Here is a 16622-nt window from a genome sequence, read left to right as displayed (position 1 = left end):
AATCGTTTCTTATACCTGAATGATTATATCATACCAAATATTGATACGCAAGGACTTTTCAGCCCAATATTTTCCTTAATGACATGATTTGTAAAACATTTTCTACTGTTTATTAAGGAAAGCATATATGTGGTTTTTAAAATCAAATTACTTACTCATTTTCTAGTGTAACAATATATTAATTTTTATTTATGAAAGTTAAAAGGGTCCTTATGTTATAATGAAGAATAGAATTAAGTGAGGTGTATTATGAAAAAATTAATGATTATAGATGGCAGCAGTTTGTTATTCCGTGCATTTTTTGCATTACCACCATTAAAATCCGCTTTGGGAACACCAACCAATGCAGTATATGGTTTCTTGACAATGCTCATTAAATTGTATGAAGAAATTAATCCTGACTATATTGCCGTAGCTTTTGATAAAGGTCGTCAAACATTCCGTACTGAAATGTATAGTGAATACAAAGGAAATCGTCCAGATGCACCTGAGGATTTGCGTCCACAATTTAGTTTAATTCAAGATGTATTAAAAGCATTGGGTATTTGTGTCATCGAAGAAGAAGGCTTTGAAGGGGATGATATTCTTGGATCTTTAAGTAAAAAGTTTGGAGCCCCTGAAATGGCTGTCCAAATTATTACAGGTGACCGCGATAATTTACAGCTTGTAACAGAACATAGTCATGTGTTCTTAACTAAAAAAGGTATTTCTGATATGTTAGAAGTTACTCTAGATAATATGGAGGAGCTTTATGGTTATGGTCCTGATAAGGTTATCGAAATGAAGGCGCTTATGGGTGACTCTTCCGATAATATTCCAGGTGTACCAGGCGTAGGTGAGAAAACAGCGCTTAAATTAATTACCGAATATGGCAATCTTGAATCTGTATACGAACATATTGAAGACATTTCTGGTAAGAAATTAAAAGAGCGTCTCGTAGAGAATAAAGAGTTAGCCTTCTTATCTCGTGAATTAGCAACAATAAAAACAGATATGGAGTTATCTTATAAAGTAGAAGATTTTGTACAAAACTTCCATACTTCTGAAGTACAGCCTTTATTTGAAACTTTAGGCTTCACTAAATTAACACCTCGCATTGTTCAAGTAATGGGGGGCGAGGAAGCAGCTTTTGGAGATCCAGGCTCATTATTTGCACCACAAGAGGAGATTTCCTTAGATGATTTAGCAGATGCTAAAGTATTAACAGCCGACTTCTATAAAGATAAAACGGTAGCAGTGCATGTCATATTAGATGGTAAGACTCCATTTAGAACGGTAACGAATGCTTATCTATCTAATGGAGATACTATTGTAAAAACAGACGATACTAAAGCTGTTTTAGCTGTATTACAAGGTGCCAAAGCCATCGTTACAACTCAAACCAAGGAGATTATTGAAGCCTTTGGTGCAGATGTGCCAGCTGAGATTTCTTTATTTAATGCTGATAAAACTGCTCGTGTTCACGATATGTCGCTCATTGCGTATTTATTAGATCCTACGCGTACTAATTATGGTTATTTATACCTAACTGAGCGCTTTTCTGTACCTAGCATTGCTAACGGTAGTGTAGACGTAGAATGCGTGTCCATGGTGAAAGCATTACTCGCTATGAATGAAGTTGCTTGTGAGTCTGCGCGCCGTGAAGAGTTATGGTCTTTATATGAGACAATTGAGTTACCTTTGATTCATACCTTAGTTGTGATGGAGAAAAATGGTATCTATATCGATACAGAGAAGTTGGCGGAAACAACGGCTCGCTTTAAAGAGGAGCTAACTCAAGTACAAGAAGAGATTTATGAACTAGCCGGAGAAACGTTTAATATTAATTCACCTAAACAATTGGGTGTAATCTTGTTTGAAAAGTTGAACTTGCCAATCATCAAGAAAACTAAGACTGGCTATTCTACAGATGCGGAAGTATTGGATATGCTTCGTCATGAAAGTCCGATTGTTGAAAAAATCTTGGCATACCGTTCTGTTGCTAAATTGGTATCTACCTATTGCGAAGGTTTGGCAGTTCTTATTAATGATAAGACACATCGTATTCATACAACATTTAATCAAATGGTTACGGCTACAGGTCGTTTGAGCTCATCTGATCCGAACTTGCAAAATATTCCGGTTCGCACCGAAAAAGGCCGTGAAATTCGCGCTTTATTCTATCCAGGTACTGGATATGATACATTGGTGAGTGCCGATTACTCTCAAATTGAGTTGCGCATCTTAGCTCATTTGTCTGGCGACGAAGCATTGATTAAAGCCTTTGTGGAAGGTAAGGATATTCACCGATTTACGGCGGCAGAGGTGCTTGGTAAATCTCAAGATGAGGTAATTAGCGAAGAACGTTCCCATGCGAAGGCTATTAACTTCGGTATTATCTACGGTATTTCTGACTTTGGTTTATCTCGTGACCTTGGTATTACACGGGGTGAAGCTAAAAACTATATTGATCTTTATTTTAGCCGTTACCCTAAGGTTAAAGAGTATATGGATCGAATGGTTCAAGAGGCTCATGAAACCGGCAAAGTTCGCACTATGTTTGGTCGTCAACGCGAGTTACCTGATATTAATAGTCGTAACTTTAACCGTCGTTCCTTTGCTGAGCGGACCGCAATGAATACGCCAATTCAAGGTACCGCCGCAGACATCATTAAGTTAGCTATGAACCAAGTAGAGCAAAAGTTAGAAGAACAAAACTTTACGTCTCGACTCTTATTACAAGTGCATGACGAACTAGTACTTGAAGTGGTGAACTCTGAATTAGAAGCTATAGAAGAGTTACTACGTAGTACAATGCAGTCTGTTGTAGAGTTACAAGTGCCTCTTATTGTAGACGTACACCATGCAGAAAACTGGGCATTAGTAAAGTAATATGTATTTATAATTAATAGAAGGTATATATGTTTAAAATTGGCTTAACTGGTGGCATCGCGTCGGGCAAAAGTACAGTTCTTACATATTTTAAGGATAAAGGTATACCATGTATCGATGCTGATATTGTAGCTCGTGAAGTTGTTGAACCTGGTACAAAGGGTTTAGAAGCAGTTGTAGATGTATTTGGAACCGATGTATTGCGCGATGATGGGACATTAAACCGAGAAGCATTAGGAGCTATTGTCTTTCACAATGCAAAAAAGCGCCAACAATTGAATGGTTGTTTAAAGGATCATATTCAAAATCGAATTATGGAACTTACAGCTCATTATGAGGAGCTACATACACCAGTTTTACTATATGATATCCCTTTACTTATCGAGGGAGAATGGTATACCATGATGGACGAGGTGTGGCTCGTATATGTGAATGAGTCGACTCAAATTGAGCGCTTAATGAGCCGCAATGGATTGACAGAGGAGGAGGCATTGGCTCGTATTAATAGTCAAATGTGTCTTGAGGATAAACGGTCTTACGCGGATGTAATTATTGACAATAATGGTACACCTTTAAATTTAAGGGAACAATTAGATAACATTTGGGATGAGCGCATCGAATCAGTTTTATAAGAACCTCAATGATAGTCATTTTATGTGTCAAAATTGGTATATAAAAATTACTATTAAATGGTATAATAAGCCCATAAAACTTCGTATAATATTAACCTAGTATTTTGTTATATTTTATATCTTGGTGACTATGTATAGTTTCTATATAGAAAGGGGGATATATGAAACGTGCAACGGCAACGGCATTATCTTGTGTTGTACTAGGATGGTTTTATTTTACATATCTAGATGACCATTTGGCGCGTCAAATCGCGTATCCCTTTAACTATAAAGAGGAAGTTATAGCTGCAGCTGAGAAAGAGCAGGTACCTCCATCTTTGGTAGCTAGTGTTATCTTAGCAGAAAGCAAGTATAAAAACACAGCGGAGTCTGAAACGGGGGCTCTTGGATTGATGCAACTCATGCCAGATACGGCACGATGGGTGGCACAGCAAGTGGGGCATGGTAACTATACAGATCGTCAACTTAAAGAGCCTACTATAAATATTGAGCTAGGTACATGGTATTTAGGTCACTTGTTAAAGGAATTTAATGGTGATCAGGTGTTAGCATTAGCTGCTTACAATGCTGGTCGTGGTCATGTGGAATCGTGGCTTCGTGACAATAACTGGAATGGAATGGTCGATACGATTCCGTTTCCTGAGACCCGTAGCTATGTAAAGGCGGTCTTACAGTATCAAGAAAGATATGAGGCATTATATGGAAACAATTATTGAAGCTTGTAAAGCCTTAGACTATTCTTGGTTACCTCAAACTGTTGACGGCTTTACGTTAGTTACATCTACTGAAAGTGACTATACAATATTAGCTAATCGTATTAGTGCTGGTGAAGACGTATTAAAGGTGCCTATTTTCCACTATCAAAATGAATTGGGGTGGCGTTGGTCTGCCTTATATGATAAAGAGGTAGAGGACTATACAGTACATATAGAAATGCCACTATTTTCCTTTGTGGACATTTCTTTTGTGCGAGCCGATTCAGAGTCTTTTTGGACAGGGCTACAAGAACGATGTGTAAAAGGGCTTACAAATATGTTTATTGAACCTTCTAATAATTTTACTTTTACATATCGCCGCCGAGGGATTCCTTCATGGGACTTTTCACAAGTTATGCCTGAGGAGTTAGAAGGCTTTGTACGTGATATTGATCCAGCCCATGCGATTCGCATGATTAATGGGTCTTTTATCATCGGCGAATACCGCAAGATGGATGAGTGTACAGGCTTACTATTGTATTATAATGAATTGCGTGATGAATACTTTGCGGAACTTCGCTATAAAAGCTATCCAGAAATCGACCATCATTTAGATGCAAAAAATCTAGATGATTTAGCAGTGCTATTGCGTGAGCATTTAGGTGCTATACTAAAAGGCTTGAATGAGCGCATTGATTAAAGTTTGGATAGATTTAACTATGCTATTTTTTGTCATTTTTTGTTTTTATAGAATGACTTATGTGGGATTGGTTTCTTTAATGCCCATTCAAAAGCGTAGAATTTGTATATACACAGCAAATGTGATATACTATATATGACTTTTATATAATCTTTTAAAAGAGTGGGCTTATGTCCACTCTTTCATTTATGATTAGCTCAATTTTAGAGTATTTAGAATCAAGAGATATATACAAGATGTAGTAAGTAAGGAGGCGATGGCTATGAAAAGAGAAGCAGTGGAGGAGTTTGTATCCTCTGTAGTTGAAGGTATTATAGCCGGCACCGATATGGAACTCGTCGATGTAGACTATGTACGTGAACGGGATTGGTATTTACGTGTCTACCTTGATAAACCAGGTGGTGTAGATTTGGATGACTGTCAGTTGGTGAGCGAAAAATTAAGTGCTGTCCTCGATGAAAAGGATCCAATTACGGAAAATTATTTATTGGAGGTATCTTCTCCTGGCCTTGATCGAGTTCTAAAGAAAGATAAGGATTTAGTTCGGTATAATGGCCGTGATGTAGATATTCAGTTGTTTAAGCCTGTTAATGGCAGTAAACAATTTACTGGTGCATTACAAGGTTTTACGGACACATCTATCGACTTTACTATTAATGGTGAAAGCATAACATTTGAACGTTCTGCTATTGCACAAATTCGATTACATCTCGATTTTTAATATATGGAGGCATACGAGTGAGTCAAGAATTAATTCAAGCGGTAATGGTGCTTACAAAACAAAAAGGTTTTGCTCCTGAGGTTATTTTTGAATCCTTAGAGGCTGCATTACTGCAAGCATATCGCAAAGAACCAACATCTAATCCAGATGCGTACGTTGTGATTGACCGCGAAACAGGTGTTTATAAAGTAATGGCAAAAAAACAAGTTGTGGAAACTGTTGAATTGCCTGAAACCGAAATTAGCTTGTTAGATGCTCGCAAAAAAGATAAGCGTTTTGAGATTGGTGATGTAGTAGAAGTCGATGTAACTCCTGCTAACTTTGGTCGTAGTGCTGCCCATACTGCAAAACAAATGCTTATTCAACGTTTAAAAGAGGCTGAGCGCAGTGTAGTATATGAGGAATACTACAGTCGTGAAGGTGATATCATCACTGGTGTTATTACACGTGTCGAAGGTAAAAATGTGTTTATCGACCTTGGTAAAACAGAAGCAATTTTACCTCCAACAGAGCAAATTGCTACTGAAACATACCGTGAAGGGGATCGTATTAAATGCTATATCGTAGAGGTTAAGAAAACTACGAAAGGCCCTCAAATTATGATTTCTCGTACACATCCAGGTCTATTAAAACGTCTATTTGAATTAGAGGTTCCAGAAATCTTTGAAGGCGTAGTAGAGCTTAAGTCTGTAGCTCGTGAGCCGGGGATGCGTTCTAAAATCGCTGTATATAGTCGAGATGAAAATGTTGACCCTGTAGGTGCTTGCGTAGGTCCTAAAGGACAACGTGTACAACATATTGTTGATGAATTACACGATGAAAAAATTGACATTGTTAAATGGGATGAAGATCCAGCAATTTATATTGCTAACTCCCTGAGTCCTGCGAAGGTTGTATCTGTAGATGTAAGCGAAGAAGAAAAAGCTTCTTATGTAGTAGTACCTGATTATCAATTATCTTTAGCTATTGGTAAGGCTGGTCAAAATGCTCGTTTAGCTGCTAAGTTGACTAACTGGAAAATTGATATTAAAAGCGAAACTCAAGCTGCTGAAGAACCTTTCACAGGTTTTGGCAATGCTGAGGATGGTGAATAGTCATGAAACCAAAATCCCAACCTATGCGTACTTGCGTAGGATGTGGTGAACCTAAGGCAAAACGAGAGTTGATTCGCGTAGCCTTGAGTCCAGACGGCAATATCACTATTGATCGCAGCGGTAAAGCACCAGGACGTGGAGCTTATTTATGTGAGTCTATGTCATGTTTTGAGCAGGCTTATAAGGCAAAACGATTAGAACGATCATTAAAACATAGTGTATCTAAAGAGATATACGAAGCATTACAACGTGATTTACAAGAGAATGAGTAATCACTGATATACATGAATGAAGATAAAATTTTGAATCTCTTAGGTCTAGCACAACGAGCAGGACAAGTTATTTCTGGTGACTTCATTGTAGAAAAAGCTATAAAAAGAAAGGAACCAAAGTTAGTACTTCTCGCTGGTGACTGTGCAGCCAACAATGAAAAAAAATATACTCAATTAGCAGAAACCCATCACATTCCACTTCATAGTATTGCCAATAAAGAGGCTTTAGGAACGGCCATTGGTAAGGAAGTTAGGGTAGTAGTTGCCGTACTAGATGATGGATTTGCAAAGGCATTACTTAAAGAGATTGATCGATAATAAGGGGGTATGTAGATGTCCAAAAAGCGCGTTCATGAAATCGCCAAAGAGTTCGGCGTAGAAAGTAAGCAGGTCATTTCTATCTTGCAACAAAATAATATCAATGTTACGAAAGCAGTTAATTCTGTAGATGATTCAGGTTACGAAATTGTAAAAAAACAATTAGGTAAAAAATCTGAAGCTCCTAAAGTAGTACAAAAAATAGAAAAAAAGGTAGAACAAAAGTCTGCTCCTGCAGCTCATAAACAAGAAGTTGCGTCACATAAACAACATCCAAATCGTTCTAACGAACAGAAAAAAGATAAACATAAACAATCTGGTCAAAAACAAGACGATCAATCTAAACAAAAGGACCATAAAAAAGGCAATGTACGTCATGTACAAATCTCTGAGCCTACACGCAAATCCGATGGTAACCAACATGGTGGAGACCGCGCTAACAATCGCCCTAATAATACCCGCAATAATGATAACCGTAATAACGTTCGTTCTAATGATGTGCGTAATAATGATAATCGCAACAACGATAATCGTAATAACGACAACCGCAATAACGATAACCGCAATTCTAATAATGATCGCCGTAACAAGAAAAATAAAAAAGGTGGCAATAACCGACCTCAATCCTTGTTATCTACATCTATGCAAAAAAAGAAGAATCGCGTAAAACATCGTAACGAGCAGTACTTACATCAAAAAGCAGAAGCTGAACGTAAAGCTGAAGCAGCAATTGCTACAGAAATTGAATTGAGCGGTCCTTTAACTGTTAAAGAATTAGCTGAAAAAATGGGTCGTGAAGTATCTGAAATCATCAAGAAATTGATGCTTTTAGGTGTTATGGCCAGCATTAACCAAGAGGTTGATGTAGATACAGCTACTATTGTAGCTGAAGAGTTCGGTGTAACTGTAACTGAAGTAGAACCAGAAGAAGATCCTACAGATGTTATCGAAATTGAAGATGCACCAGAAACGTTAAAACCACGTCCTCCTGTAGTAACTATTATGGGTCATGTTGACCATGGTAAAACATCCTTGTTGGACGTAATTCGTCAAACTAATGTAACAGCTGGCGAAGCTGGTGGTATCACTCAACATATCGGTGCGTACCAAGTTCGCTACAAGGATAATAAAATCACATTCCTTGACACACCTGGTCATGAAGCGTTTACTGCTATGCGTTTACGTGGTGCAAAATCTACAGATATCGCAGTTCTCGTAGTAGCTGCTGACGATGGAGTAATGCCACAAACTATCGAGGCCATTAACCATGCGAAGTCTGCAGATGTACCTATTATTGTAGCTATCAACAAAATGGATAAACCAGGTGCTAACCCAGACCATGTTAAACAACAATTGTCTGAACATGGACTTTTACCAGAAGAATGGGGCGGCGATGTCATCATGGTCCCAGTATCTGCTAAACAAAAGCAAGGTATTGATGACTTACTTGAAAATATCTTGCTCGTAGCAGAGGTTATGGAATTGAAAGCGAACCCTAACCGTAAGGCATATGGCGTAGTTATCGAGGCTCAACTTGATAAAGGTCGTGGTGCTGTATGTACTGTCTTGGTACAAAAAGGTTCTCTTCGTGTAGGTGATACAGTACTTGCTGGTACTGCATACGGTAAAGTACGTGCCATGACAAATGAGCGCGGTGAAAAAGTAAAAATTGCTCGTCCGTCTATGCCGGTAGAGATTTTGGGCTTCTCCGAAGTTCCACAAGCCGGTGAAATTATAAATGGTATGGATGACAACGAAGCACGTGCAATTGCTGAAAAACGTATTGCTAAGCAACGGGTTCAAGAATTGCAAGCTACACATAAAGTTACATTAGATGATATTTTCAACCAAATCCAACAAGGCGAGTTGAAGGATCTTAATATTATAATCAAAGCCGATGTTCAAGGTTCTGTAGAAGCATTGCGTCAATCTTTAGAAGGCATCAAAAACCCTGAGGTTCGTATTGTTATTGTTCATGCTGCAGTAGGTGCCATTAATGAATCGGATATCATGTTGGCATCTGCATCTAATGCGATTGTAATGGGCTTTAATGTACGCCCTGATGCTAATGTTCGACGTGCAGCGGAACAAGAAAAGGTTGACTTGCGTACATATCGTGTAATTTATGATGCTATCAATGACGTTGAATCTGCTATGCGCGGTATGTTGGCGCCTCAATTTAAAGAGGTTGTTGTAGGTCGTGCAGAAGTGCGTCAGGTTATTTCCACACCAAAGGCTATTGTAGCTGGCTCTTATGTAACAGAAGGTCGTATTACTAACGACTCTGAAGTTCGTTTAATTCGTGACGGCATCGTTGTATTTGAAGGTAAGGTTGATTCTTTACGTCGATTTAAAGATGAAGTTAAGGAAGTTAAAACATCCTTTGAATGTGGTATCTCCTTAGAAGGATACCGCGACATCAAGGAAGGCGACGTTATTGAAGCTTACTTGATGGAAGAAATTGCACCTCAATTATAGGAGGTTTATATGAGTGATGTTCGTGTCAGAAAATTACAAGAATTTATCAAACAAGAGGTAAGTCAAATGTTGATGCGCGGATTGAAAGATCCGCGTATCGGCTTCACTACTATTACCGATGTTCATGTAACAGGTGATTTACGTGAAGCTACGATTTATGTCTCCTTGTTTGGTTCCGATAAGGAAAAAGAAGATACCCTTATCGCATTAAAGCATGCAGCAGGTCATATTCGTACAGAGCTTGGCAAAGTACTTAAATTACGCCATATTCCTTCTATCACATTTGATAAGGATACGTCTTTAGACTATAGCATGCATATTGAATCCCTTTTGAATGAAATCAAAAAGGATGAAGAAACAAATTAACAAAAAGGATACAGAACATGAGTAAGATTACTATTAATCAATTACATATGGCTCTGTGTGAAGCTAATTCTATTATGCTAACCGTCCATATTAGACCTGATGGTGATGCTATTGGGTCCATGGTAGCCTTTTACGAAGCCCTTGTAGGACAAGGTAAAACTGTATATATGGTAGTGGATGATGTAGTTCCTGAGAAGTACACATTCTTACGATATACGGACCACATTCATGATGTAGCGTATTTTGAAACTAATCCAGTTGATATTGATATGCTTATGGTTTTGGATGCTAGCACGTATGAGCGAATTGGCAAAGTAGGTGCACTTTGGAGTGCACCTATTTTTAATATAGATCACCATATTTCTAATACAGAATTCGCGGACCATCTATATTTAAAGCCTGACTTTGCTGCTACTGGTGAAATTGTTACCGACTTATGTAGAAAATGGAATTGGCCTATCACTGAATCTATGGGTACGGCATTATATATGGCGATTGCTACAGATTGTGGTTTCTTTAAATTTAGCAATACTACAGCAAATACTCTTGAGATGGCTGCCAAATGTGTAGCTGCAGGGGCTAGACCAAATGTTATTTCTGAAACCATAGAAGCCGTATCTGCCAGTCGTTTAGAATTAACAAAACAAGTTATGCAAACTATCGAGTTTTACAAGAATGATACGATTGCTACCATCGAGTTGAATCGTGAGGCTATGACTATACTTGGCGATGATACAGATGGTTTTGTAGATATTATTAGAAATGTTGATACTGTAGACGTGGCAATTTTATTAAAAGCAGAAGCTGATGATATAACACGTGTAAGTTTACGTTCTAAAGGTATTGATGTGAACGTTGTAGCAAGCCATTTTGGTGGTGGTGGTCATATTCGTGCTGCAGGTTGCACTATTAATCTACCATTAGAAGAGGCAAAACAAGCTCTCATTGAGGTAATTTAATAATGGATGGGATATTACCATTTTTAAAACCACCTGGCATTACAAGCCATGATGCCGTTGCTATTTGTCGTCGTATTCTAAAGGAAAAGCGCATTGGTCATAGTGGTACATTAGATCCTATGGCTTATGGTGTATTGCCTGTGTTTCTTGGTAAGGCTACGCGCCTCATAGAATACACGGATGAATTTGATAAAACCTATGTAGCAGAATGTAAATTGGGTACTTTTACGGATACTGAAGATAGCTCAGGACAACCTGTGTTGCCAGATAATGATATGGTATTGCGAGAGGGTATTGTATTGAATCGAGCTATTCAATCTACAGAAATCTCGACAACTATGGTTAAACCAGGATTTGAAGAATTGGTTAGTATTTTGAGAAAATTTGCTGGCGTTCAGGACCAAAGGCCGTCTAAGTATTCTGCCATTAAAGTAAATGGTATTCGAGCTTATGAATATGCTCGTAAAGGTATTCCTGTGGAGCTACCATTACGTCAAATTCATATTAAAAATATTGAGCTCATTGCTTATGGATTCCCTTTTTTCACGATTCGCGTGACATGCTCAGGGGGGACTTATATTCGCTCATTATTACGCGATATTTGTATTGCTTTAGGTATTCCTGGCACTATGACTTCTTTGGCACGTACTCAAGTAGGCCCTTTTGATATCGGCTCTGCTAAGATGGCCGAAGAATTGATGCTACATGGTGAAAGTCTGTTGTTGCCAACAGATACGGCTGTTTCTCATCTTTCAAAAGTAACTGTAAATAGTGTACAATTAAGAATGATGATAGAAGGCAAGCAGTTACCGATTGGTAAAGAATTTGCTTTCACAGAAATAGGTCAGCTCTATAGAGCTTATGGACCGAATGGTTTTATTGGTATTATGAAACGAAACAACCACACATTAAAAGTGGAAAAAAATATTTTTATTGAAGGATAAGTATGAAGCAACTACATTCGTTTGATGAACTACGTCAAATCAAAGATACAAAAGTATATGCCCTTGGTACCTTTGATGGCATTCATCGAGGTCATCAACGAGTTATACATAAGGCTGTTGAAGAGGCTATATCAGTCGATGGGGTTAGTATCATCATTACCTTCGAGCATCATCCGTTAACTATATTACATCCAGAACGAGTACCTAAACGAGTGATTCAAGAAGAGATTATGGATACTGTGCTAGAAGAACTCAAAGTTGACTATATTTTGCGGTTACCTATGACTGAAGCATTATTAAAAATGACTGCAGATGAATTCTTGCATGAGCTCTGCAATGATATGAATGTGGAAGCTATTGTAATCGGTGAGAACTTTACATTTGGTGCAAAGGGGCTTGGTAATCCAGAATATATGAAACAAGTGGTAGCGGATAAGAATATACGAGTTCTTGTACAGCCTTTATTACCTTGTGATGGTCGTAGTACACCTATTTCTAGTACAGAAATTAGAAAAGCTATTCATGAAGGGCATTTGGAGGATGCAAATCATTGGCTAGGTAGGCCATTCCAGTTTAAAGGAACTGTGATTAAAGGTGATCAACGGGGACGCACATTAGGATTTCCTACATTAAATCTATTACTTCCTAATGAAATGGCTACACCTCCAGATGGAGTCTATGCTAATCGTGTATGTATTGATGGTATTTGGTATGATGGGGTAGGCAATATTGGAGATAATCCAACCTTTAGAAATCAGTACCATAGATGTGAAGTACACGTTTTTAACTTTGACCAAGATATATATGGAAAAGAAGTAATTGTACAGTTCATTTCTTATATTAGAGGGGAAGTTAAATTTAATAATTTACAAGATCTTATCGATCAAATGAAGGTAGATGAAGAACAGGCTCTAGCTATTTTGGCTAATGCATAAAAGGGGGTTCTCATGGATATTAAAGAAGCTCGAAAACAGATAGATAATATTGATTCTGTATTAGTTACGGAGTTTGAGAAGCGACTCACACTGATTAAAGAAATTGGTAAATATAAGGATGAACATCACTTACCACTTATTGATGAAGAACGGGATGAAAGTATCATTGCTTTACATACTCAAAATTGTAAAGATAAAGTTTTAGCACCTTATGTTGAAAATTATATAAAAACCGTCGTTTCTATGAGTAATGAGTTCTTAAAGGAGCATATGCATAAGCATATTTTTCTCATTGGTATGCCTGGCGCAGGTAAAACTACTGTTGGTAAGGTTCTAGCAAAAGAGTTAGGCCGCGACTTTTTCGATCTAGACCAAACGATTCAAGACAAGGTAGGTAAATCCGTTCAAAATATTTATATTTACGATGGTAAAGATGCTTTCAGTGAATATGAATATAGTACAATCAAAGAATTAATTCACAATAAACCATCTGTCATTGCTACAGGTGGCGGCACTGTTACCTATGATAAAACTGTTAAATTGATGCGCAATAATGGTCTTGTTGTATTTGTTAACCGCGATGTAAATCATATTTTAGATGATTTGGATCTAGAGATTCGTCCGCTTGTAAAAGAAAGTATCGAATATATTTTTAATGTATATGAAGAACGTTATCCTTTATATGAAGAAGTAGCACATATTAAAATTGGTAACGAAGGCAGTATTACCGATGCAGTGCAAGAAATTATTGAAGCTTTGCCGAATACGGAGAAATAATGGACGCCATACGAGGATTTGTATACCGAACTATATATGAGAATACACAACGTACATATTGCGTGTTTATCCTAAAAGATTATAATGAGGAATACATTACTTGTACTGGCAAATTTGAGTCTCCTAAAGAAGGGGAAGACATCGAAGTACGGGGCCGCTATGTAGAACATGAAAAGTACGGCCGCCAATTTGATGCGAGCAGTGTTGAAAAGTTAAAACCTGATAATATGGGTGCTGCCAAGACTTATTTGTTGAATCTAGGAATAAAAGGTTTTGGTGAAAAATCCGTAGAGAAGGTACTAGAATATTTCGGTATTCGTATTTTAGAAATTTTACGGGAAGAACGTCCAGAAGAGATTAAAGATGTTCCAGGTCTCCGAAAGAGTGTTAAGGATGAGCTATTCAATACCTTACTTGGCGAAGGTATTTTATCTGATTTAAATCATTTTTTTGAAAGTCATCACATTTCATCGAAATGGAGTCGTATTGTATATACCTATTATGGTGTGCAGTCTGTCGCAGTTATAGAGGATAATCCTTATACATTATTACGTGTAGCACCGGATATGCTTTTTGGTACGGCCGATACACTAGCAGAGCATCTTGGTATTAATGGTAGTGATACACGCCGTTTAGAGGCTGGTTTAGAATGGATTCTACGTAGTCTAGATAATCAAGGTCATACATGTTTACCAGTAGACCAACTTATCGGTCGACTTGACGATTTATTACAAACTGATGTAGATGATATTGCGAACTTTATTGAAAGCCTGCTGGAACAAGGTGCACTGTATAGTACGTATTATGAAGATATCTTATATATCTATCCGCCAGAGATGTATGTTTCTGAAGTGGAAGGTGTCCACTATACTCGTGAGTTTCTATTAGAAGCTGATCCAATAGCATTAGATATTTCTAGTTTTATTGAAAAGTTTGAACGAGACAACTACATTATCTTTGGTGATGCTCAAAAAGAAGCTATACAGCTCTCATTTTTTGAAAAGTTTTCTCTTATAACTGGTGGTCCTGGTACAGGTAAAACAACTATCATCAAGGCACTAGTAAAAGGTTTCCAACTCGGTGGATTGGGGCGCATTATACTTTGTGCTCCTACGGGACGTGCTGCAAAGCGTCTGACCGAGGCCACTGAGTTTGAAGCTACTACAATTCATCGTCTATTGGTACCTGTTCAAGGTAGTGACTCCTATGACTTTACAAAGAATGAAGATGATCCTCTAGATATAGATGTCATTATCATCGATGAAGCATCTATGCTTAATGTGCGTTTATTCTATTCTTTGATGGCTGCTATTCCAAAGGAAGCTCATGTCATTATTGTGGGTGACGTAGATCAATTACCACCTATAGGTGCTGGGTTCGTATTAAAAGATTTATTAGATAGTGATTGTGTGCCCTATACACGACTTAATCAGATTTATCGTCAAAGCTCTGGTAATACTATCGTTGAAAGTGCTTACGCAATTAACCGTGGTGAAATGCCTAACCTGGAAGGTGTGAGCGAAGAGTTTTCTTTTATTCCTGTTAAATCTTATGATATGATGATGAAAGCCATCATTGATGTATATAAACGTGAACAAGAGACGATAGAGGATGAATTAGATATTCAAATTATTTCTCCTATGCGCCGTGGTGAAGCAGGTAGTACATTGATATCACAATATGTACAACAAGCCGTAAACCCTCCAGACAGCTATAAGGGAGAAGTTCGTGTCAATGGCATTACGTATCGCGTTGGGGATAAGGTTATTCAAATTCTCAATGATTATGAGTTAGAAGTGTTTAATGGCGAAATTGGCATTATCTATGCTATTACGCGGACCGATATTTGTATTCGATTTATCCATAAAGAGGTTCGTCTACCTATTGATGAAGCACATATGATTATGCCTGCTTATGCTATTACAGTTCATAAGAGTCAAGGTAGTGAGTATGGTGTAGTTATTATTCCATTTGTTCCACGTTATGGTGGTATGTTACAACGTAATTTGTTGTATACTGCTGTTACACGGGCAAAGCGTAAAGTAATTATCGTTGGTACTACGAGCGCAGTTGAACGTGCTGTACGTACTGTTAATGCCGATGAACGTTACACATTGTTTAAAGAACGACTACAAGGGAGATGTGATTCGTAATGAGTCTTTGGGATTTCCTATTTCCACCTGTATGCCCTCACTGTGGTGCACCCGTAGCAACACAAGGGGATTGGTGTAAAGCTTGTTTTACAGATCTATTACATATTCGTCATGTACCACATAAATTTTTACACTATGTAGATGATGTATGTGTGTTGGCCGAATATCGTGGTGGTCTAAAGTCTATGATTTACGATGTAAAATTTAATGAAAAAAAGGAGCAGTCCAAAGGGGCCGCTCCTTTTTTAGTATCGTACAACTTTTACATGAAATATAATGAGTCTAACATTGTGAACAGTAATTGTAAAATTATGTATGATTATATTGTTCCCGTACCATCTAGCGAAAAGAAAAAAGCTAAGAGAGGATATAATCAAGTAGATTTATTCTTTCTTGAATGGGCTCATTCTTTATGGGAGATAGATAGAAAAAAATTTAAATGGTTAGATTGTATATACAAGTTTGATACTTCTCGAGATATGTGGGGATTAACAAATAAAGAAAGACATCAAAATATTGATGATGCCTTTGTTATATGTGCTGATTATAAGGATATTGATTTTACCAATAAGAATATATTAATTGTTGATGATATATATACTACAGGTGCCACAATTGAAGCTGTAGCAAAAGTCTTACAAAAGCATAAAGCGCTACGCGTTGATGCCCTTACACTGGCTAGTGGTAGTTTCTAATCTTTATTACTA

Annotated in this window: 16 protein-coding genes; all 16 read left to right on the top strand. The window is 37.6% G+C overall.

Annotation, left to right across the window (positions count from 1 at the left end; all coding sequences use genetic code 11):
• Positions 1 to 249: 249 nt before the first annotated feature.
• The 16 genes from polA (at position 250) to AAAT26_RS02980 (ending at position 16610) form a co-directional block, all read left to right on the top strand.
• Positions 250 to 2871, top strand: coding sequence for a DNA polymerase I (polA, locus tag AAAT26_RS03055; protein WP_349208827.1), 2622 nt, complete (start codon positions 250 to 252; stop codon positions 2869 to 2871).
• Positions 2872 to 2900: 29 nt separating this feature from the next.
• Positions 2901 to 3503 (top strand): dephospho-CoA kinase, encoded by a 603-nt coding sequence (gene coaE, locus AAAT26_RS03050; protein WP_287508959.1) that lies wholly within the window; start codon positions 2901 to 2903, stop codon positions 3501 to 3503.
• Positions 3504 to 3664: 161 nt separating this feature from the next.
• Positions 3665 to 4219, top strand: coding sequence for a lytic transglycosylase domain-containing protein (locus AAAT26_RS03045; protein WP_105086534.1), 555 nt, complete (start codon positions 3665 to 3667; stop codon positions 4217 to 4219).
• Positions 4203 to 4898, top strand: a complete 696-nt coding sequence (locus AAAT26_RS03040) for a hypothetical protein (protein WP_287508958.1) — start codon at positions 4203 to 4205, stop codon at positions 4896 to 4898. Before AAAT26_RS03045 ends, AAAT26_RS03040 begins: the two co-directional genes overlap by 17 nt.
• A 262-nt stretch (positions 4899 to 5160) precedes the next feature.
• Positions 5161 to 5619, top strand: a complete 459-nt coding sequence (rimP, locus tag AAAT26_RS03035) for a ribosome maturation factor RimP (RefSeq protein ID WP_004693003.1) — start codon at positions 5161 to 5163, stop codon at positions 5617 to 5619.
• A gap of 17 nt (positions 5620 to 5636) precedes the next feature.
• Complete coding sequence (gene nusA, locus AAAT26_RS03030; protein WP_105086532.1) at positions 5637 to 6713, top strand: transcription termination factor NusA; 1077 nt, start codon at positions 5637 to 5639, stop codon at positions 6711 to 6713.
• Positions 6714 to 6715: 2 nt separating this feature from the next.
• On the top strand, positions 6716 to 6985 hold the full coding sequence (gene rnpM, locus AAAT26_RS03025; RefSeq protein WP_004693005.1) for an RNase P modulator RnpM: 270 nt from the start codon (positions 6716 to 6718) through the stop codon (positions 6983 to 6985).
• A 12-nt stretch (positions 6986 to 6997) separates the two neighbouring features.
• Complete coding sequence (locus AAAT26_RS03020) at positions 6998 to 7303, top strand: L7Ae/L30e/S12e/Gadd45 family ribosomal protein (protein ID WP_105086531.1); 306 nt, start codon at positions 6998 to 7000, stop codon at positions 7301 to 7303.
• Positions 7304 to 7318: 15 nt separating this feature from the next.
• On the top strand, positions 7319 to 9781 hold the full coding sequence (gene infB / locus AAAT26_RS03015) for a translation initiation factor IF-2 (protein ID WP_287508956.1): 2463 nt from the start codon (positions 7319 to 7321) through the stop codon (positions 9779 to 9781).
• Between the two features lie 9 nt (positions 9782 to 9790).
• Positions 9791 to 10147, top strand: a complete 357-nt coding sequence (rbfA, locus tag AAAT26_RS03010) for a 30S ribosome-binding factor RbfA (RefSeq protein ID WP_008600771.1) — start codon at positions 9791 to 9793, stop codon at positions 10145 to 10147.
• 17 nt (positions 10148 to 10164) lie between these two features.
• Positions 10165 to 11106: a DHH family phosphoesterase gene (locus AAAT26_RS03005; protein ID WP_287508955.1), complete on the top strand. Its 942-nt coding sequence runs from the start codon at positions 10165 to 10167 to the stop codon at positions 11104 to 11106.
• Between the two features lie 2 nt (positions 11107 to 11108).
• The gene (locus AAAT26_RS03000) at positions 11109 to 12050 is read left to right on the top strand and encodes a tRNA pseudouridine synthase B (RefSeq protein WP_287508954.1); all 942 of its coding nucleotides are present in this window, start codon (positions 11109 to 11111) and stop codon (positions 12048 to 12050) included.
• A 2-nt stretch (positions 12051 to 12052) separates the two neighbouring features.
• The gene (locus AAAT26_RS02995) at positions 12053 to 12985 is read left to right on the top strand and encodes a bifunctional riboflavin kinase/FAD synthetase (protein WP_287508953.1); all 933 of its coding nucleotides are present in this window, start codon (positions 12053 to 12055) and stop codon (positions 12983 to 12985) included.
• A 12-nt stretch (positions 12986 to 12997) separates the two neighbouring features.
• Positions 12998 to 13762, top strand: coding sequence for a shikimate kinase (locus tag AAAT26_RS02990; RefSeq protein WP_287508952.1), 765 nt, complete (start codon positions 12998 to 13000; stop codon positions 13760 to 13762).
• A complete protein-coding gene (recD2, locus tag AAAT26_RS02985; protein ID WP_287508951.1) occupies positions 13762 to 15915 on the top strand; it encodes an SF1B family DNA helicase RecD2 in 2154 nt (717 codons plus the stop codon). Before AAAT26_RS02990 ends, recD2 begins: the two co-directional genes overlap by 1 nt.
• Positions 15915 to 16610 carry a ComF family protein gene (locus tag AAAT26_RS02980; protein ID WP_287508950.1) on the top strand — a complete coding sequence of 232 codons (696 nt, stop codon included), beginning with the start codon at positions 15915 to 15917 and terminating at the stop codon, positions 16608 to 16610. Before recD2 ends, AAAT26_RS02980 begins: the two co-directional genes overlap by 1 nt.
• Positions 16611 to 16622: the final 12 nt, after the last annotated feature.

It is taken from the genome of Veillonella parvula (assembly GCF_040094895.1).
GTDB classification, from domain to species: domain Bacteria; phylum Bacillota; class Negativicutes; order Veillonellales; family Veillonellaceae; genus Veillonella; species Veillonella parvula_L.
The sequence above is the reverse complement of the archived record's forward strand: the minus strand, read 5'-3'. Positions and strand labels throughout refer to the sequence as shown.